We start from the raw sequence: 18844 nt of genomic DNA, 5'->3' as shown, positions 1-18844 counted from the left end.
TTGGGGACCTCGGTCGTGAAGAACGCGCGGGGGCGGGCGCAGTTGGAGGCCGGCCCGGCCCACGGGTGCCGTGGTCTTCGGCACACTCTTCTTGGACCGGCTTGAGTCACTTGGGGCCCCCGGGGCGTATACCTTTGCGGACGCGCTCCTGGCGTGCGTGTATGCGCCGGCCGCAACAGCCGCGCCAGGTGCCTGTGTCCGGACTGGTACGCAGGCGTCGCTGACCGTATTGCTCCGGCCGTGGCAGAATCAAACGGCCGGAAGGGGGCGCGGCCCGACGGGAGGGAGTAGCGATGCCTGCCAGCATCCTCGAGGAGGTCGACGATCTCCTCGAAGTGGCACTGAACCGTAAGAAAGCCACCCTCCTCGACTGCCCTTCCTGCGGATCGGTCCACGTTGCCCAGGTTCTCGGTGACAACGGTGGAATCTCCTACGTGTGCACGGCCTGCGGCCACAGCTGGAGCTGATTGATGGGTGCGCACAGGCGGAAATGCGATTGGTGCGGCAGTGGTACGCCGATCGTCCGCGACATGGAGCCGGTCAACCACGACTACCAGTACTGGTGTGAGGAGTGCGCGCGGGCGCTGATCATAAAAGGCGACCCCATCGAGACGTACCGCGAGCTGGAGGGTGAGCCGATCTACGCACGGCTCCTCGACGAGCACTGCACCCTCAAGCGGTTCTACTCGTTCGCCACGGCCTGACCCCGAGGACGCCCGGGGAGGCGCAGCCGATTCCCCGGAGCGGGCCGGCAACGTCAATCCGGCGCCGTTCCGCTGCAGTTCCTGCTGCCCGGCCTCTGTGACGCCCGCCACGGCGCATACGCGCGGGCGGACACCACGGCCGCCCTGGAGCGATGTCCGCGCATGAGCGGCCGACGGGCCGCCGTGAGGCCCGAGAGGCCCGCCAGGGGCCGTGTGACGGCCCGGGGGAGTCATCCCTGCCCATTCCCTCCCCGTGCCCCCGCAGTCCCGCGCGGGTGCGGCGGCCCCCGGAGCCCCGTTCGGCCCAACGGGCCTATCCGGGCAGGCGGGAGGGTGCGACAAAGCCTATAAAGTGCGACATGAGCCCTGAATCGGGACAGACGGGAAACGATTTGGTGGTGCACCAGGGGGACCGTGTAATGTTGGCGTCGCCGCCGGGGAAACCGGGCGACACGGTGAATATGCGGCCTCGCCGCGTGGCCACTAGGGGCTATAGCTCAGTTGGTAGAGCGCCTGCATGGCATGCAGGAGGTCAGGAGTTCAATTCTCCTTAGCTCCACAGACGTTGAAAGCGGGCCACCCGATCAGGGTGGTCCGCTTCTTCGTTCTCGAGCGCCCTCGCGGAACGGTCGCACCGCGCCCTCGCGGCACGTGTCGAAGGCGGGCCACCGTTCCTGGTGGCCCGCTCCTTCGTGTCAGCGGCCGCTGCCGAGCGCGCGACGACCGCGCCCCTGGGAGAGGACCGGCAGATTGCGCGCCGGAGCGGAGGACCTGGTGTCCTCCTCGAGGCGCAGGGCGAGCGCCGGGCAGCGACGCACCGCGCGCAGGGCCTTCGCCTCGGCGTACGCGGGCACCGGGGCCTGCGCGACGGTCGGGAAGCCGTCGGCGCCCAGTTCGAAGACCTCGGGGAGGAGATCGGCGCACAGGCCGTGCCCGCGGCACAGCGTCCAGTCGACGAAGATCTTCTGGCGGCTGGGACCCGCCTCCTGCTCGCCAGGGCCGCTCAGGACGCCCATGGGCACCTGACCGTCCTCGAAGAGCGGCAGAACGCCCTCCACGGGCCTTCCGCAGCCGTTTCCGAGGACATGCGCGGCCAGGTCGTCCGTGAACGCCTTCAGGGTCGACTCGATGAACATCGCCGAACCGTCCGGGTGGGAGCAGGCACCGCGCCGCTTCACGGACTTGGCGACCTGCTTCACGGCCTCCAGCGCGGCCGGGCCGCCGCCGTTGAGGATGTCCGCCAGACCGCGCGCCGCGGCGGGCAGACCCAGGTAGCAGGGGCCGCACTGTCCCGCGCTCTCGTCGGCCAGCCACTGCGCCACGCGCAGCGACTCGCCGAGGGGGCAGGTCTCCTGGGTGATGGGGAGGATCGCGCCGGCACCGAGCGCACCGCCCACCGCGGCCAGGGAGTCCCGCGAGACGATCGCCTCGTTGACCGTCGCCGCGTCCAGCCACTTGCCGTGGTAGCCGCCGGTCAGCACGCCCTGCGGCATCGCCGGGGCGCCGGCCAGCTGGAGCACGTATCGCAGGGGTACGCCGGTGGGGACCTCGATCACCATGGGGCGCGCGACCGCGCCCGAGACGGTGAGCATGACGGTGCCCGGCTCGTCGTACAGGCCCGTGTTGCGGTAGCGGTCGGGGCCGATGCGGGCGGCGATGGCCAGCTGCGCGAACGTCTCGGCGTTCGACAGCAGGGTGGGCGCGCCGCCGACACCGGTCTGGGACGCGCTGACCTTGCGGCCCGGCGGTACCGCCGGGCCGCCGTCGATCGAGCGGATCAGGGAAGCGGCCGCGCCGGTCACCATGCGCACCGGATTGCGCTGCACCCGCGCGCGGAGGGGCGATCCCCGCCGGTTGCTCAGCCCGCGCTCGGCCAGCGCGGCCTCCATGGAGCGCTGCGTGGACTCGCGGGTCACGCCGATCACGAGCGTGCGGGCGCCCATGGCCTCGGCGGCCAGCAGGGCGCCGTCGAGGATGAGGTGCGGGGCACGGTTGATGAGCACTGTGTCCTTGCGGCAGGCCGGTTCGTCCTCGCTCCCGTTGACGACCACGACCGGGCGGATGCCCTTCTTGATGGCCGATTCCGCGACTGAGCGCAGCTTCTTCGCGAAGGGGAAGCCCGCCCCGCCGCGGCCCTTCAGATTGATGGCTTCGGCAAGGCCGGCGAGTTGTTCTCCGCCCAGGGGTTCGAGCGGCCCATGCACCTTGAGGTGCATGGGTAGATCAAGACGTTCAACCAGGTCGAAACCCGACGTGAGCTGCGGAAGTCCGACGACGCGGACTTCCGGGACGTCGGGCAGGGCCTCGTTCACTTAAAGCCTCCGGAAGGGGCATTCCATGATTCACCGGAGCCAGGAGCGTCGAAGGCGCCCGGCAGTACGTCAGTCGTGGGACCGCTGTCGTACGTGTCGTTGGTGTTGTACGTGCGGTAGGACGCGTTCGTCTCACCGGTGTTGTACACATCACTCGTGCCGTAGCCGTTGGCGGCCGAATTGCCATAGACCGGAACGGTGTATCCGGTGTCGTTCAGCGGGTCGTACGCCGACGCCGGTGCCTCGCCGACGGGGGGCGGCGAGGGGACGGGCCAGCTGCTCGGGGCGCCGCCGTTGTCGACGCCGGGGAACATCTGGGTGGGCTGCATGTTCACGGGCATCTGGAACTGCTGTGTCCCGGGGGCCGAGGGGCCGTCGCCGGGCGGTGTCACGGCCCGGTAGGCCGCCGCGAAGCCGCCCGTGTCCGCGGGGTCGGGCGCGCCACCGTACTGCGGGGAGGCGGGCTCCGTGCGCTGGGAAGGGACGAAGTTGTCGCCGGCGGACTGCTGGGCGGAGCGCGGCTGCGGCGACTCCATCGCGGCGGCGCGGGAGGCGTCCAGGTCGTCGCGGAACCCGCGGGCACCGGGGCCGCCCCCGCCGATGAGCGCCAGGACCCGCATCGCGACCTTGCGCTTGAAGGGGGCGGGCGAGGTCCTCAGGGCAAGAGCCGCCATGACCGCGAGCAGGCACAGGCTGTAGAGGATCGTGAAGATCGGCTTCGCCGCGCGACCCGCGTAGAGGCCGTGGACGAGTGCCGCGCACCAGGCCGGGTAGGCCAGCATGTGCATCGCGCGCCAACGGGCCGCGACCGGGGCCGGCGAGGCGAAGGCGCTGCGCAGCGCGCCGGTGACGGCCGTGAAGATCATGAGCAGACCGGCCAGGGAGCCGAGGCCGATGAGCCCGGCCGTGCCGGTGAGGCCGAGGCTGAAGGGGATGAGGGCGGAGATCAGGCTCGTGTGGTCGAGCGCCACCTTGACCGTGATGTGCAGAAGCAGGAAGGCGACCGAGGACACGGCGGTCGTCCGGTGCACGGCCTGCGCCACCAGTCGCTGGCGGGTGTTCAGGAAGATCCGGTCGGTCGCGACCAGCCCCCAGATCACGGAGCAGGACAGGGCGACCAGCGACAGGACGCCGGCGCCGAAGTTCAGGAAGTCCTGGACTGCGTTGCCTCCCACCAGCACGATCACGGGTATGAGGAGCAGGACGACAGCCGTAGCCGCCCCGTAGGCCGAACGGCCCACCCGGGGAAGCGAGCTGTTGTTACGACGAGGGTCCATGAGGGGGTACTCCCAAGGGTTCGGGGAAGCGGTCCCGAAGGCGCACTCTAAGTCGAGAAATACCGACGAGTTCCAGGTTTGAGTTATTGCGTTGTTACCAAAGGGCAATGAGGTCTTTGTGTTGTCCGTAAGCGTCCGTTAAGCGAAGTAAAATTTGAACATCGTTCAACGTTTTCCATGGCTGCCGCGGGTGCCGCGGGGTGCCGACCGGCCCCCAAAGCTCGTCGCGGCCCGCGGGGGCACTGCTGTACCCTGACGCCATGCGTGCCGTACGCCTTCTGCTTAGTGAGCCGCGCTGATCAGTCCCGACCGCTGACGAATCGTGGTCGGCATCGGCGCGGCGTCCCCTCCTGTGCGAGGGGTTTTTTCATTTCCGCTGGCAGAGACGATCGATGGAGCTTTGAGGATCATGAGCGAGACGAACACCGCTGCCACCGCCGAGGTGGCCGCGCCGCACCGCTACACGGCCGCCCTGGCCGCTGACATCGAGGCACGCTGGCAGGACTTCTGGGACGCCGAGGGGACGTACGAGGCTCCGAACCCCACGGGTGACCTGGCCGGCGACCCCGAGCTGGCGGCCAGGCCCAAGAAGTTCATCATGGACATGTTCCCCTATCCCTCGGGGGCGGGCCTGCACGTGGGCCACCCCCTGGGCTACATCGCCACCGATGTGTACGCCCGGTACCAGCGCATGACGGGCCACAACGTCCTGCACACCCTGGGCTTCGACGCCTTCGGCCTGCCCGCCGAGCAGCACGCCGTGCAGACGGGCGAGCACCCTCGGATCACCACCGACGCGGCCATCAACAACATGAAGTCCCAGCTGCGCGCGCTGGGCCTGGGCCACGACAAGCGCCGGTCGTTCGCCACGATCGACCCGGAGTACTACAAGTGGACTCAGTGGATCTTCCTGCAGATCTTCAACTCCTGGTACGACGAAGAGGCCGGGAAGGCCCGTCCCGTCTCCGAGCTGGTCGCCCAGTTCGAGAGCGGTGAGCGCGCCGTCCCCGCCGCCGTCTCCACCACGCGCGCGTGGAACGAGCTGAGCGCCACCGAGCGCGCCGACGTCCTGAGCGGCTACCGCCTGGCGTACGCCTCCGACGCGCCGGTCAACTGGTCCCCCGGCCTGGGCACCGTCCTGGCCAACGAGGAGGTCACCGCCGACGGCCGTTCCGAGCGCGGCAACTTCCCCGTCTTCAAGGCCAAGCTGCGCCAGTGGAACATGCGCATCACCGCCTACGCGGACCGCCTGCTGGACGACCTGGACGCGCTGGACTGGCCCGAGGCCATCAAGCTGCAGCAGCGCAACTGGATCGGCCGCTCCGAGGGTGCCCGGGTCGACTTCCCGATCGACGGCGAAGCGATCACGGTCTTCACCACCCGCCAGGACACCCTGTTCGGCGCCACCTACATGGTGCTGGCACCGGAGCACCCGCTGGTCGAGAAGTTCACCCCGGCCGCCTGGCCCGAGGGCACCCACGAGGTGTGGACCGGCGGTCACGCGACGCCCGCCGAGGCCGTCACCGCCTACCGCGCGCAGGCCGCCTCGAAGTCCGACGTCGAGCGGCAGGCCGAGGCCAAGGACAAGACCGGCGTCTTCACCGGCACGTTCGCGACCAACCCGGTCAACGGCGAGAAGGTCCCGGTCTTCATCGCCGACTACGTACTGATGGGCTACGGCACCGGCGCGATCATGGCCGTCCCGGCGCACGACACCCGCGACTTCGCGTTCGCGCGCGCCTTCGAACTGCCCATGCGCTGTGTGGTCGAGCCCTCGGACGACCGCGGCATCGACGCCTCCACCTGGGACGACGCCTTCGCCTCCTACGACGCGAAGATCGTCAACTCCACCGGCGACGACATCTCCCTGGACGGCCTGGGTGTGGTCGACGCCAAGGCGCGCATCACGGAGTGGCTGGAGCGCCGGGGCATCGGCGAGGGCACCGTCAACTTCCGGCTGCGCGACTGGCTGTTCAGCCGTCAGCGCTACTGGGGCGAGCCCTTCCCGATCGTCTACGACGAGGACGGCGTCGCCCACCCGCTGCCCGAGTCGATGCTGCCCCTGGAGCTGCCGGAGGTCGAGGACTACTCGCCGCGCACCTTCGACCCGGACGACGCGAACACGTCCCCGGAGACCCCGCTGTCCCGCAACGAGGACTGGGTCGCCGTCACCCTGGACCTGGGCGACGGCCGTGGCCCGCAGAAGTACCGCCGAGAGACCAACACCATGCCCAACTGGGCCGGTTCCTGCTGGTACGAGCTGCGCTACCTGGACCCGCACAACGACCAGAAGCTGGTCGACCCGGCCATCGAGCAGTACTGGATGGGCCCCCGCGAGGGTCGGCCGACCGGTGGCGTCGACCTGTACGTCGGTGGCGCCGAGCACGCCGTGCTGCACCTGCTGTACGCCCGCTTCTGGTCGAAGGTCCTGTTCGACCTGGGTCACATCTCGTCGGCCGAGCCGTTCCACAAGCTGTTCAACCAGGGCATGATCCAGGCCTACGTGTACCGCGACAGCCGCGGTATCGCGGTACCGGCGGCCGAGGTGGAGGAGCGCGACGGCGCCTACTTCTACCAGGGCGAGAAGGTCTCCCGGCTGCTGGGCAAGATGGGCAAGTCCCTGAAGAACGCGGTCACCCCCGACGAGATCTGCGCCGAGTACGGAGCGGACACCCTGCGCCTGTACGAGATGGCGATGGGTCCCCTGGACGTGTCCCGGCCGTGGGACACGCGCGCGGTGGTGGGCCAGTACCGGCTGCTGCAGCGGCTGTGGCGCAATGTCGTCGACGAGGCGACCGGCGAGGTCACGGTCGTCGCCGCCGAGCCGGACGAGGACACGCTGCGTGCCCTGCACAAGGCCATCGACGGCGTACGCCAGGACCTGGAGGGCATGCGCTTCAACACCGCCATCGCCAAGGTCACCGAGCTGAACAACCACCTGACCAAGGTGGGCGGCCCGGTCGCGCGCCCGATCGCCGAGGCGCTGGTGCTGATGGTGGCGCCGCTGGCCCCGCACATCGCCGAGGAACTGTGGCGCAAGCTGGGCCACAGCGACTCGGTCGTCCACCAGGACTTCCCCGTCGCCGACCCCGCGTACGTCGTCGACGAGGCCGTGACCTGCGTCGTACAGATCAAGGGCAAGGTCAAGGCGCGCCTGGAGGTCTCCCCGTCGATCTCGGACGAGGAGCTGGAGAAGGTGGCGATGGCCGACGAGAAGGTCGTCGCGGCGCTGGACGGCGCGGGCATCCGCAAGGTGATCGTGCGCGCGCCGAAGCTGGTGAACATCGTTACGACGTAGTCGTCACGGCGTGAGAGGCACCGGGCCTCGGTCCGGTGCCCGTGCAGGTCCGGGCCGTGCGACGGCTCGGGGTAGTCCCCTACGGGCAGGTTCGGGGTTCTTCTGGAACTCCGAACCTGCCCGCAGCGTTTACCGTTGAGAGCGCGGCGACAGTTGCCGCGACCGGTCGGAGGAGGAGTGTGATGGGTACCGTGATCACCGTAATCGCCTTGCTCTTCCTGCTTTTCGTGGTGTTCGGCGCGTACGCGACGGTCAAGGTGATCGGCGCCGCCAAACGCGGCGTGGACCGCACGATCTCGCAGGCCCGCCGCACGGTCGAGGACACCACCCTGCGCGCGAAGACCTTCGCCCAGCCCGGCCCACAGGGCGAGCTCGCGCAGCTCAGGCTGTCGCTGCGCACATCGATGCGGGCCACCCAGGACGCGCTGCAGGCGAGCGTGGCGGAGGACGAGTCCCTCAAGGAGTCCCTGAGCCTCTTCGAGCGGCTCAGCGCGCACGGGCGAGAGCTGGACGCCGAGCTGAAGCGCCTGGAGGCCGAGCCCGACCGAAGCACGCTCGCCACCCGGCTGCCGGGCCTGCGCGAGCGCACCCGGCGGATCACGCAGTCGGCGGACTCGCTGCGCTGGGCCGCCCGCGACCGGGCCCACCGCTTCGCTGGGGACGACCTCGACACCCTGAGCGCGCAGATCGACGTGGAGGCCGGCGCGCTGCGTCACTGGACCAAGGAGGCGGGGCCCGCCACCTCCTGGCCCGATGCTCCGACGGCGGACGCGGGCACCTCCGGCGGACAGACCCGGCCCCAGGGTCCGGACTCCCGTCCGGCGGACCAGCCGGGGCGTTCCGCCATCACACCGCCCGGCCAACGGCCCACCTACCCTTGGCAGAAGAAGCCCCGCCCCGAGAGCACGACATGATCCGGCCGCCCCGACCGCAGGTGGAAGGGGCCGGGCTGCCGCCCACCCGCCCCGCCAGGTAACCTCCAGCTCATGTCCCGCCATGTCGCGATCGTCACCGATTCAACGGCCTACCTGCCGCCGCGGACGATGGAGCGCCACAGCATCACGGCGGTTCCCCTGACCGTGGTCCTCGGGGACCAGGCACTCGAAGAGGGCACCGAGATCTCGGCCCGCTCCCTGGCCCAGGCCCTGCAGAAGCGGCGCCCCGTCACGACGTCCCGGCCCAGTCCCGAGACGTTCGCCGCGGCCTACCGCAAGGTCGCCGAGTCCGGCGCAACCGGCATCGTCTCCCTGCACCTGTCCTCCGAGTTCTCGGGCACCTACGACGCCGCGGTGCTCGCGGCGCGCGACGCTTCGCTGCCGGTGCGAGTCGTCGACACCGGGATGGTCGCGATGGCCCTCGGGTTCTGCGCGCTGGCCGCCGCCGAGTCCGCCGAGGCGGGCGGGACCATCGACGATGCGGTCACGGCCGCGGAGAAGAGGGCCGCGGGCACGTCCGCGTACTTCTACGTCGACACCCTCGACTACCTCCGCCGTGGCGGCAGGATCGGGGCCGCACAGGCTCTGCTGGGTTCCGCGCTCGCGGTGAAGCCGCTGTTGCAGCTGAACGACGGCCGCATCGAACTTCTCGAAAAGGTCCGGACGGCGTCCAAGGCGATCGCCCGCCTGGAGGAGATCGTCGCCGACCGGGCGGGCAGCGCACAGGTCGACATCGCCGTTCACCATCTGGCGTCCCCCGAGCGGGCGTCGGCTCTCGCGGACCGTTTGCGGGCACGGGTGCCCGGGCTCGCCGCACTGCATGTGAGCGAGGTGGGTGCGGTGATCGGAGCCCACACCGGACCAGGACTGCTCGGGGCGGTTGTCTCGCCTCGGTGAAATCGCCTCGGTTTGAGGCCGGCCCCTGTGTTGCCCGTGCGCCTCGCTCGTGCGGGTGACGGAGTTATCCACAACTGGGCCGCTTTCCACCGGAATTGAGCAAGATCATCGCGAGGGCGCCGGGATGCCGGATCCTCGTCGCATGGCAATTCGATCAAGCTCACGCACCGCCACACCGACCAGCGGCCCGGGCCGCGGCCCCCTCTCCGACAGCCGCAGTCGCCATCGCCGCCGCGATCAGCGAGGCCGGGCCCGCCGCCACGAGGCATCGGCCGCGGCCCTCCGCCTGCGTGCCGACGCGCTCTTCACCGAACGCACCCAGGGACGGCGGGAGTTGGGGAACGCACCACCGGGTGCGGACCACGATGTCGGGGTTGGCCCCAGGGCGAACACGGCTGTGGGTACGGGCGTTGTGACCGATGTCAGGGGACCTTGGAACCACCAGGCCGGGTCCTACGGCCTCGGGACCGGACCGGACACCGACCGAACCCCGCGGGCAGACCGCTCGACGGCCGGTGGGTCGGCGACCGCGAGTGCGCCGACTGCGCGTGGGCCGGCCGCGAGTGGGCCGGCCGTTGAGCCGGGCACGTGGCGGGACCGGGCCGGGCTTGCCGTGCGGGAGCGGCTGCCGTTGTGGCTGCAGTCGAGATGCGGTCTGGAGCGCAGGAGCGTGGCCGCGCTGACCGTGCTGCTGGTGGTGGCCGCGGTCTTCGCCGTGCAGCACTTCTGGTCCGGCAGGACGCAGCCGGTCCGGGCTCCCGAGGTGATGGGCGCTGCGGCACCGTACGGCGAGAAGCGCGGACCGGACGAGCGGCCGGGCGTGCGATCCGGTACCCCGGCCGGAGCTTCGGGTCCCGCCGGTGCCGCAGGGCCCGCCGGCGTCGCCGGGAGCGTGATCGTCGTGGACGTGGGCGGAAAGGTGCGCACCCCCGGACTCCAGCGGTTGCCGGCCGGTTCCCGCGTCGAAGACGCCCTGCGAGCCGCCGGCGGCGTGCGGCCCGGTACGCACACCGACGACCTCAACCGCGCGCGTCTCCTCGTGGACGGCGAACAGATCGTGGTCGGCGCATCCGCGCCCCCGACAGGAGCCGGCTCGGGCGGTCCGGGGCCGGTCGGCACCGGCGGCTCCCCGGCGGATGCGGCGCCCTCCGCGCCGATTCCCCTCAACACGGCCACCGCCGACCAGCTCGACGGCCTGCCCGGCGTCGGTCCCGTCCTGGCCCGGCACATCATCGACTACCGCACGGCGCACGGCGGTTTCCGCTCGGTCGACGAACTCCACGAAGTGACCGGAATCGGAGACCGCCGCTTCGCCGATCTCCGGAACCTGGTGCGGCCATGAGCCGCTCCGGGAGGAGGGCTGGCCGGGCCCGACCGGTGATGAGCCTGCGGAGTGGCGGGCCGGTGATGAGCACGCGGCGGGGCGGGCCTCTGACCAGGAATGGACCCGACGGGTCTGCCGGGCCTGCAAGGACGGTCCGACCGGGAGGACCGGTAGCCGCGCGAGGGCTGCGAGGGCCCGATGGGGTGCGAGGCCCGCGACGGCCGGTGAGGACGCGAGAGGAGTGCGAGCCCGAGGGGACGGAGGAGCTCGGTGAGCCGGAGGGTTCCCTGACGCAGCCGGCAGGTCTCCCCGGCGCTGTAGGCCGGAGGTCCGTGCACGCCGCCTCCGGGAGTCGGCTCGGGGCCTCGCACCCCAGGGTGGAGGGGGCGACCGATCTCCGGCTCGTGGCGCCCGCCGCGGCGGTCTGGCTCACGGCGGCCGTGACGGTCGGGGTGTCGCCGGGCTGGGCCACGGGCGTCGTGACCGTGTCGCTGGTCGCGGGTGGCGTACTGCTGACGGCGGGGCGGAGAGGCGCGCATACGCGGCGGAGAGGGGCGGGCACGGGGCGGAGAGGCGCGCGCACGGGGCAGGGGCGAGAGGCGGCGCGGCCGGGGTCGTGGCCGTGGGTGTCCGTCGCCGCGGTGCTGCTCTGTGTCGGCGCGGCCGCGGCCTCCGCGGGGCTGCACGGGGCGGACCTGCGACGCGGACCGGTTCCCGCGCTCGCGGAGCGGTTCGCCAACGTTACCGCCGAGGTGGAGATCACCTCCGATCCCCGGCTCACCCGGCCCCGGACCAACGGGGACCGCATCGCTCCGACTGCCGCTCCGACGGCTCTGCTGTTCGACGCCGAAGTCACGCGGGTCACACAGGCGGACGGCACGATGCTGGCCACCCGGACGCCGGTGCTGGTGATCGTCGACTCGCGCTCTCGACGAGGCTCGTCCAGGGAGACCGGTGGGCGCTCGCTCTGGTTGTCACTGCTGCCGTCCACCCGGCTGCGGGTGGCGGCCCGGGTCGTGCCCGCCCTGTCGGACGGGGACGACATCGGGGCGGTGTTGCGGGTGCGGGGGAGCGCGCCGCCTGAGGTGGTGGGAGAGCCGTCCGGTCCGCAGCGGTTCGCAGGCCGGCTGCGCGATGGGCTGCGTCAGGCGACCGACGGCCTGGACGCGGACGCGCGGGCGCTGCTGCCGGGGCTGGTGGTGGGGGACACCTCACGCGTGACGCCGGAGCTGGACGACGCCTTCAGGGCCACAGATCTCACCCACCTCCTCGCTGTCAGCGGAGGCAACCTCGTCATCATCCTCGCGTTGTTCATCGGGCCACCGGGTCTCGCCCAGAGAGCCGAGCGCAGGGGCCTCGCACCCCGGCTCGGTGTCCCGCTCCGGGCGACCGCCCTGCTCGGCGGAGCACTCACCCTCGTCTTCGTGATCGTGTGCCGACCGGACCCGAGCGTGCTGCGGGCGGCGGCCTGCGGATCGATCTCGCTGCTAGCCATCGCGACCGGGCGCCGCAGATCTCTGATTCCGGCGCTGGCCGCCGCGGTTCTGCTCCTCGTGCTGTACGACCCCTGGCTCTCGCGCAGTTTCGGATTCCTGCTCTCCGTCCTCGCGACCGGAGCCCTGCTCACGCTCGCCCCGCGTTGGAGCGCGGCCCTCCAGCGACGTCGTGTGCCTCCGCGTCTGGCCGAGGCGCTCGCCGCGGCCGCCGCGGCACAGGCCCTGTGCGCGCCGGTGGTCGCCCTGCTGTCGGCCCGGGTGAGTCTGGTGGCGGTGCCGTGCAATCTGCTCGCGGAGTTCGCGGTCACGCCGGCCACGGTGCTGGGGTTCGCGACCCTGGCGACGGCCTCCCCGGCGATGCCCGTGGCCAAAGCCCTTGCATGGTCCGCGAGTTGGCCCGCCCGGTGGATCGCGGGCATTGCGCGCACAGGGGCGGCTCAGCCCGGTGGGGGAGTGGACTGGCCGGGCAGTTGGACGGGCGCCCTTCTGCTGGGCCTCGTCACGGTGGTCGTCGTGGCCGTCGGTCGACGGCTGCTGAGGCATCCGGTGCTGAGTGCTGTCTGCGCGGTGCTGTTCCTGCTGGTCGTGGTGCAGCCGCCGCCGCTCACCAGAGTGATCACGGGATGGCCGCCGCCCGGCTGGCGGTTCGCGATGTGTGATGTGGGGCAGGGCGACGCGACCGTGCTCGCGGTGGGTGACGGCAGCGCGGTGGTGGTGGACGCGGGGCCCGACCCGGTGTTGGCCGACCGCTGCCTGAGCATGCTCGGTGTCACCAGAATCCCGCTCGTCGTTCTGACGCACTTCCACGCAGACCATGTCGCGGGGCTGGCGGGCGTGCTCCATGGGCGTTCGGTGGGCGCGATCGAGACGACCGGCTTCGAAGAGCCTTTGGAGCAGGCCGAGTTCGTACGAACGGAGGCGGCCGCACGGCACATTCCCGTGACCCGGGCCGTGGCGGGGGAGCGACGGTGCGCGGGAAGCCTCGACTGGCGGGTGCTGTGGCCGCCGCCGGATCCGGCTCCGCCTCCGGACGGTCCGAACGACGCCAGTGTCACCCTGCTCGTACGGTCCGCGGGGCTGCGGCTGCTGTTGCTCGGCGACCTGGAGCCGCCCGCGCAGCAGGCCTTGTCGAGATCGCCGGTGGCTGCGGAACTGGACGGCGTGGACGTGCTCAAGGTCGCTCATCACGGTTCGGCGTACCAGGATCCGGAACTCATACGCAGGGTGGCTCCGCGGCTCGCGCTCATCTCGGTCGGCAGCGACAACCCCTACGGTCATCCTGCCCCGAGTACGGTCGCGGCACTGCGGGCCGGGGGCGCGGTGGTGCTGCGTACCGACGAGGACGGTGATCTCGCTGTCACCGGTGCGGGCCAGGGGCTGAGTGTGGCGCGACACTGAAGGCATGAAATCCGCACAGGCCGACGCCTACCTTCGCCGTATCGGGGCCCAGCACCCGGCATGGCCCACGTCCGATGTGCTTCGCGAGCTTCAACTGCGCCATCTGCAGACAGTGCCGTTCGAGAACCTGTCGATCCATCTCGGTGAGCAGATCGTGCTGGAGGAGAAGAGGCTGCTGGAGAAGGTGGTGGGCGCTCACAGAGGGGGTTTCTGCTACGAACTGAACGGCGCGTTCGGGGCGTTGCTGGCGTCGCTGGGCTTCGATGTGACCTATCTCGCGGCGCGGGTGTACGGGGACGAGGGAAAGCTCGGGATTCCCTACGACCATCTCGCGCTGCGGGTGCGGACGGTGGACGGGGGTGACTGGCTGACCGACGTCGGTTTCGGGGCGCACAGCCACTACCCGTTGTCGTTCATGGAGCGAGGCGAACAGCGGGACCCTGGCGGGACGTTCCGGGTCGTGGAGTCGGGGCCGGACGCGGCGGGAGTGCGGGGTGCCGGCGGATCGCGGGAACGCGAGGACCTCGATGTCTTCCTGGGAGACAAACGCCAGTACCGCCTGGAGGTACGGCCGCGGGTGCTCGGGGACTTCGTCGTCGGGGCCTGGTGGCACGGCACCTCGCCGCTGTCCCACTTCACTCGGTCACTGGTCTGTTCGCGGGTCACCGAGGACGGAGGGCGGATCACGCTCAGCGGCCGCAAGTTCACCGTGTCGACGGCGGACGGCATCAAGGAGGTGTCGGAACTGGCCACCGACGAGGAGGTGCTCGCCACTTATCGGGAGCGCTTCGGAATCGAACTGGACCGGGTGCCGGAGGTCGAGGGGGCTCAGTAGCCCGGTCGGACAGGTCGCACAGGTAACACCGCTCACACAGGTGCCACCATTCGTTCTGGTCGCACGGGTCGCACAGGTCGCACAGGCCGACCCCGGCGTCGGACGCGTCGCGCGTAGTCGGAAAATGTTCAGGTGAGCGATGTGAGACATGTACTGGTGCTGCCCGACCGTGATGCCGCGGAAGAGGCGGCGGAGGCCGTCGGCGACCGGTTCGGGCTCCTGGAGGAGCCGCAACTCGTCCGGGACGCGCTGGCGGGCGAGGACGATGCCGAGGACGCGCAGTGGCTGGTGGTTCTGACGGACCCCGAGGCGCGGCTGGACCCGAAGGAGCTGGACGAGTTCGCGGCCGCGTGGGACGGCTGGCACGAGGAGCCATAGCCCAAGCTCGGCGAGGGCGAGGGCGAGGGCAAGGCAAGGCAGGGCAGGGCAGGGGAGGGGCAGGGCCAGGGGGCGGGGGCTCACCGGAGATCGTGGCTCGCGGCACGTGTTGTCAGTGGCGCGTGGGATGCTTTCGGTGATGGCCAAGAAGACCGCACAAGACGACCCTCTCGCTCCTGTCACGCTGGCAGTGGGCCAGGAGGATCTCCTGCTCGACCGTGCCGTGCAGGAGGTGGTGGCCGCCGCCAGGGCCGCCGACGCCGACACGGATGTCCGGGACCTCACCCCGGACCAGTTGCAGCCGGGCACGCTCGCAGAACTGACGAGTCCCTCGCTCTTCTCCGAGCGCAAGGTCGTGGTCGTACGCAACGCGCAGGATCTGTCGGCCGACACGATCAAGGACGTCAAGGCGTATCTCGGGGCGCCCGCCGAGGAGATCACCCTTGTGCTGCTGCACGCGGGTGGGGCCAAGGGCAAGGGGCTGCTCGACGCCGCGCGCAAGGTGGGGGCGCGGGAGGTCGCGTGTCCCAAGATGACGAAGCCGGCGGACCGGCTGGCGTTCGTGCGGAGCGAGTTCCGGGCGCTGGGCCGGGCGGCCACTCCGGAGGCCTGCCAGGCGCTGGTGGACTCCATCGGGAGCGATCTGCGGGAGCTGGCGTCCGCCGTGTCGCAGCTGACCGCGGATGTCGAGGGGACGATCGACGAGGCCGTCGTCGGGCGGTACTACACCGGGCGGGCCGAGGCATCCAGCTTCACCGTGGCCGACCGGGCCGTGGAGGGGCGGGCCGCGGAGGCGCTGGAGGCGTTGCGATGGTCGTTGTCGACCGGCGTGGCTCCCGTCCTGATCACCAGTGCGCTCGCACAAGGGGTACGGGCGATCGGAAAGCTGTCCTCGGCGCGGGGCGGCAGGCCTGCCGACCTGGCCCGTGAGCTGGGGATGCCGCCGTGGAAGATCGATCGCGTACGGCAGCAGATGCGGGGATGGACACCGGACGGGGTCGCCATGGCGCTCACGGCGGTCGCGGCGGCGGATGCCGGGGTCAAGGGCGGCGGGGACGATCCCGAGTACGCCCTGGAGAAGGCGGTCGTGGCCGTCGCGCGGGCAGCTCGCTCCGGCCGGCGCTAGCCGCACACAGGATCGGCCCGACCGAACTGCCGCGCACGCAGGGTCGGCCCACCCGGACTTCCGCGGGCGAGGGTCGGCCTGACCGAACGGCCGAACGGCCGAGGGCCCCGCGCGGCACGCGGCCGGCGTTCTGGTCCTGCCCTGGGTCGTGTTCCCGCCTTCGGCCCTGTTCCGTCCCTGGTCCTGGACACATCCCTGCCCCGAGCCCTGCCCGGACGACACCAGCACCGTCGGCTTCACCGCACACCGAAGGCCCCGCTCGTTCTCCCGGGGAAGGGAGGGGCGGGGCCTTCGGTTCAAGCTGTTGGATTCACGCCCGCGTGGCGAACGCAGATCGTGCGTGAATCCGGGGGTGTCGGTCGGGAGCGGGAGAGAGGGCCTGCTCGGGTCCGGCCGACGGTCAAGTCAGGGGTCGAGCTCCGGAGAGCTCAGCCGACTCAGCCCTTGAGGGCGGCGACCTTCGAAGCAAGCGCCGACTTCTTGTTGGCGGCCTGGTTCTTGTGGATGACGCCCTTCGAGACGGCCTTGTCGAGAGCGCGCGACGCGGCGCGCGTGTACTCGGTGGCCTTCTCGACGTCACCCGCGGCAGACGCCTCGCGGGCCTTGCGGATCGCGGTCTTCAGAGAGGACTTGACGGCCTTGTTGCGCAGCCGGGCCTTCTCGTTGGTCTTGATCCGCTTGATCTGGGACTTGATGTTCGCCACGAATGAGCCTTTACAGGTTCAGGCGCGCGAGACAGCACGTCTCGCTCGCCGTTTGATTTTCTTGGGTGCGTCTCCTGCTGAGAGGGCACGAGACACAGCTACCCAGGCTACCAGTCCCCGTACGACCGGCCCAAACCGGTCGCCCGCCCCGGTCGAGAGGCCCCCGAACCGGTCGCGGACGGCCCCGCTCACACAGCCCAAACCGGGCGCAGCTCCCCGCGCGTGGGACCATGGAACCTACGTATCGATCCGACCCGAGGCGACAGGCGCCTCAAGAGACAGGACCCTGCGTGCCCGCGACCCCTAACAATGTGCCCGAGCCGAGCCGTACCGCCCCGGCTCTGATCCGCAATTTCTGCATCATCGCGCACATCGACCACGGCAAGTCCACGCTCGCCGACCGCATGCTCCAGCTGACCGGGGTGGTCGACCAGCGGCAGATGCGTGCTCAGTACCTCGACCGTATGGACATCGAGCGCGAGCGCGGCATCACGATCAAGTCCCAGGCGGTCCGGCTGCCCTGGGCGCCGACCGAGGATCCGGGCAAGACCCACATCCTCAACATGATCGACACCCCCGGGCACGTCGACTTCACGTACGAGGTGTCCCGGTCCCTCGCGGCCTGTGAGGGCACGGTCCTGCTCGTCGACGCGGCCCAGGGCATCGAGGCGCAGACTCTCGCCAACCTCTACCTGGCGATGGAGAACGACCTCAAGATCATCCCCGTACTGAACAAGATCGACCTGCCGGCCGCCCAGCCGGAGAAGTTCTCCGAGGAGCTCGCCAACCTCATCGGCTGCGACCCCGAGGACGTTCTCAAGGTCTCCGCCAAGACGGGTCTGGGTGTCGAGGCGCTGCTCGACAAGGTCGTCGCCGAGGTCCCCGCTCCGGTCGGCGTCCAGGACGCCCCCGCCCGCGCGATGATCTTCGACTCGGTCTACGACTCCTACCGCGGTGTCGTGACGTACGTGCGTGTCATCGACGGGCAGCTCAACAAGCGTGAGCGCATCCGGATGATGTCCACCGGCGCCACGCACGAGCTGCTGGAGATCGGGGTCTCGGCCCCGGAGATGAAGGCGGCCGACGGGCTCGGTGTCGGTGAGGTGGGTTACATCATCACCGGTGTGAAGGACGTCCGTCAGTCCAAGGTCGGTGACACGATCACCACCCTGCACAAGGGCGCGACCGAGGCGCTCGGCGGGTACAAGGACCCCAAGCCCATGGTCTTCTCGGGTCTGTATCCGCTGGACGGGTCCGACTACCCCGAGCTCCGCGACGCCCTGGACAAGCTCCAGCTCAACGACGCCGCGCTGGTGTACGAGCCGGAGACGTCGGCGGCGCTGGGCTTCGGCTTCCGCGTCGGTTTCCTCGGGCTGCTGCACCTCGACGTGATCCGTGAGCGGCTCGAGCGCGAGTTCGGGCTCGACCTGATCGCGACGGCGCCGAACGTGGTCTACCGCGTCGAGATGGAGGACCGCAGCGAGCACATCGTCACCAACCCGAGCGAGTTCCCCGAGGGCAAGATCGACAAGGTGTACGAGCCCGTCGTGCGGGCGACCGTCCTCGCGCCCTCCGAGTTCATCGGCGCGATCATGGAACTGTGCCAGACCCGGCGCGGCACCCTGCTCGGCATGGACTACCTCTCCGAGGACCGGGTCGAGATCCGCTACACCCTGCCGCTCGCGGAGATCGTCTTCGACTTCTTCGACCAGCTGAAGTCCAAGACCCGCGGCTACGCCTCGCTGGACTACGAGCCCACCGGCGAGCAGACCTCCAGCCTGGTCAAGGTCGACATCCTGCTGCACGGCGACAAGGTCGACGCCTTCTCGGCGGTCACGCACAAGGACGCGGCGTACGCGTACGGGGTCCGGCTGGTCGCCAAGCTGCGCGAGCTGATCCCGCGGCAGGCCTTCGAGGTGCCCATCCAGGCTGCCATCGGCTCCCGGGTCATCGCCCGCGAGACCATCCGCGCCATCCGCAAGGACGTCCTCGCCAAGTGCTACGGCGGTGACATCTCCCGTAAGCGGAAGCTGCTGGAGAAGCAGAAGGAAGGCAAGAAGCGCATGAAGATGGTGGGCTCTGTGGAGGTTCCGCAAGAGGCCTTCATCGCCGTGCTGTCCAGCGACGACAGCGGTCCGGCGGCCAAGGGCAAGAAGTAGG

At 70.5% G+C, this 18844-nt stretch carries 14 protein-coding genes, 1 tRNA gene and 1 pseudogene; 13 read left to right on the top strand and 3 right to left on the bottom strand.

Annotated features, from left to right (window positions below; all coding sequences use genetic code 11):
• Window positions 1-64: 64 nt before the first annotated feature.
• The 4 genes and pseudogenes from ACZ4N5_RS12855 to ACZ4N5_RS12840 form a co-directional block, all read left to right on the top strand.
• Window positions 65-224: pseudogene (locus tag ACZ4N5_RS12855) on the top strand (MFS transporter); the annotation flags it as partial.
• Between the two features lie 69 nt (window positions 225-293).
• Window positions 294-467 (top strand): hypothetical protein, encoded by a 174-nt coding sequence (locus ACZ4N5_RS12850; protein ID WP_261702676.1) that lies wholly within the window; start codon window positions 294-296, stop codon window positions 465-467.
• 3 nt (window positions 468-470) lie between these two features.
• Complete coding sequence (locus ACZ4N5_RS12845; RefSeq protein WP_037618755.1) at window positions 471-704, top strand: DEAD/DEAH box helicase family protein; 234 nt, start codon at window positions 471-473, stop codon at window positions 702-704.
• A 486-nt stretch (window positions 705-1190) separates the two neighbouring features.
• Window positions 1191-1263 (top strand) — tRNA-Ala (locus tag ACZ4N5_RS12840).
• 136 nt (window positions 1264-1399) lie between these two features.
• Here ACZ4N5_RS12840 and ACZ4N5_RS12835 read toward each other — a convergent pair.
• Both ACZ4N5_RS12835 and ACZ4N5_RS12830 read right to left on the bottom strand, forming a co-directional pair.
• Window positions 1400-3016 carry an NADH-quinone oxidoreductase subunit NuoF family protein gene (locus ACZ4N5_RS12835; RefSeq protein ID WP_261702674.1) on the bottom strand — a complete coding sequence of 539 codons (1617 nt, stop codon included), beginning with the start codon at window positions 3014-3016 and terminating at the stop codon, window positions 1400-1402.
• On the bottom strand, window positions 3013-4293 hold the full coding sequence (locus ACZ4N5_RS12830) for a cytochrome b/b6 domain-containing protein (RefSeq protein ID WP_467757098.1): 1281 nt from the start codon (window positions 4291-4293) through the stop codon (window positions 3013-3015). The genes ACZ4N5_RS12835 and ACZ4N5_RS12830 overlap by 4 nt, the downstream gene beginning before the upstream one ends.
• A gap of 409 nt (window positions 4294-4702) precedes the next feature.
• Here ACZ4N5_RS12830 and leuS point away from each other — a divergent pair, with 409 nt between their 5' ends.
• The 8 genes from leuS to holA all read left to right on the top strand — a co-directional run bounded on the left by leuS (window position 4703) and on the right by holA (window position 15980).
• Window positions 4703-7591, top strand: a complete 2889-nt coding sequence (gene leuS, locus ACZ4N5_RS12825) for a leucine--tRNA ligase (RefSeq protein ID WP_467757097.1) — start codon at window positions 4703-4705, stop codon at window positions 7589-7591.
• A gap of 182 nt (window positions 7592-7773) precedes the next feature.
• Window positions 7774-8505 (top strand): hypothetical protein, encoded by a 732-nt coding sequence (locus ACZ4N5_RS12820; protein WP_467757096.1) that lies wholly within the window; start codon window positions 7774-7776, stop codon window positions 8503-8505.
• Between the two features lie 72 nt (window positions 8506-8577).
• The gene (locus ACZ4N5_RS12815; protein WP_467757095.1) at window positions 8578-9423 is read left to right on the top strand and encodes a DegV family protein; all 846 of its coding nucleotides are present in this window, start codon (window positions 8578-8580) and stop codon (window positions 9421-9423) included.
• 142 nt (window positions 9424-9565) lie between these two features.
• The gene (locus ACZ4N5_RS12810; protein WP_467757094.1) at window positions 9566-10765 is read left to right on the top strand and encodes a ComEA family DNA-binding protein; all 1200 of its coding nucleotides are present in this window, start codon (window positions 9566-9568) and stop codon (window positions 10763-10765) included.
• 314 nt (window positions 10766-11079) lie between these two features.
• Window positions 11080-13641, top strand: a complete 2562-nt coding sequence (locus tag ACZ4N5_RS12805; RefSeq protein ID WP_467757093.1) for a ComEC/Rec2 family competence protein — start codon at window positions 11080-11082, stop codon at window positions 13639-13641.
• A 4-nt stretch (window positions 13642-13645) separates the two neighbouring features.
• Complete coding sequence (locus ACZ4N5_RS12800; protein WP_467757092.1) at window positions 13646-14476, top strand: arylamine N-acetyltransferase family protein; 831 nt, start codon at window positions 13646-13648, stop codon at window positions 14474-14476.
• 132 nt (window positions 14477-14608) lie between these two features.
• Window positions 14609-14854 (top strand): hypothetical protein, encoded by a 246-nt coding sequence (locus tag ACZ4N5_RS12795; protein WP_467757091.1) that lies wholly within the window; start codon window positions 14609-14611, stop codon window positions 14852-14854.
• A gap of 139 nt (window positions 14855-14993) precedes the next feature.
• Window positions 14994-15980, top strand: a complete 987-nt coding sequence (holA, locus tag ACZ4N5_RS12790; RefSeq protein WP_467757090.1) for a DNA polymerase III subunit delta — start codon at window positions 14994-14996, stop codon at window positions 15978-15980.
• Between the two features lie 437 nt (window positions 15981-16417).
• Here holA and rpsT read toward each other — a convergent pair whose 3' ends face one another.
• Window positions 16418-16684, bottom strand: a complete 267-nt coding sequence (gene rpsT / locus ACZ4N5_RS12785) for a 30S ribosomal protein S20 (protein WP_261702665.1) — start codon at window positions 16682-16684, stop codon at window positions 16418-16420.
• A gap of 290 nt (window positions 16685-16974) precedes the next feature.
• Here rpsT and lepA point away from each other — a divergent pair, with 290 nt between their 5' ends.
• The gene (gene lepA, locus ACZ4N5_RS12780) at window positions 16975-18843 is read left to right on the top strand and encodes a translation elongation factor 4 (protein ID WP_467757089.1); all 1869 of its coding nucleotides are present in this window, start codon (window positions 16975-16977) and stop codon (window positions 18841-18843) included.
• Window position 18844 lies beyond the last annotated feature (1 nt).

It is taken from the genome of Streptomyces sp. NPDC026500 (assembly GCF_055567635.1).
Note: the sequence above shows the minus strand (reverse complement) of the source record. Positions and strands in the feature narration are given on the sequence as shown.

Coding starts and splice junctions, on each gene's coding strand:
- ACZ4N5_RS12850 (WP_261702676.1), top strand. CDS start 294: ATGCCTGCCAGCATCCTCGAGGAGGTCGACGATCTCCTCGAAGTGGCA.
- ACZ4N5_RS12845 (WP_037618755.1), top strand. CDS start 471: ATGGGTGCGCACAGGCGGAAATGCGATTGGTGCGGCAGTGGTACGCCG.
- ACZ4N5_RS12830 (WP_467757098.1), bottom strand. CDS start 4,293: ATGGACCCTCGTCGTAACAACAGCTCGCTTCCCCGGGTGGGCCGTTCG.
- leuS (WP_467757097.1), top strand. CDS start 4,703: ATGAGCGAGACGAACACCGCTGCCACCGCCGAGGTGGCCGCGCCGCAC.
- ACZ4N5_RS12820 (WP_467757096.1), top strand. CDS start 7,774: ATGGGTACCGTGATCACCGTAATCGCCTTGCTCTTCCTGCTTTTCGTG.
- ACZ4N5_RS12815 (WP_467757095.1), top strand. CDS start 8,578: ATGTCCCGCCATGTCGCGATCGTCACCGATTCAACGGCCTACCTGCCG.
- ACZ4N5_RS12810 (WP_467757094.1), top strand. CDS start 9,566: ATGGCAATTCGATCAAGCTCACGCACCGCCACACCGACCAGCGGCCCG.
- ACZ4N5_RS12800 (WP_467757092.1), top strand. CDS start 13,646: ATGAAATCCGCACAGGCCGACGCCTACCTTCGCCGTATCGGGGCCCAG.
- holA (WP_467757090.1), top strand. CDS start 14,994: ATGGCCAAGAAGACCGCACAAGACGACCCTCTCGCTCCTGTCACGCTG.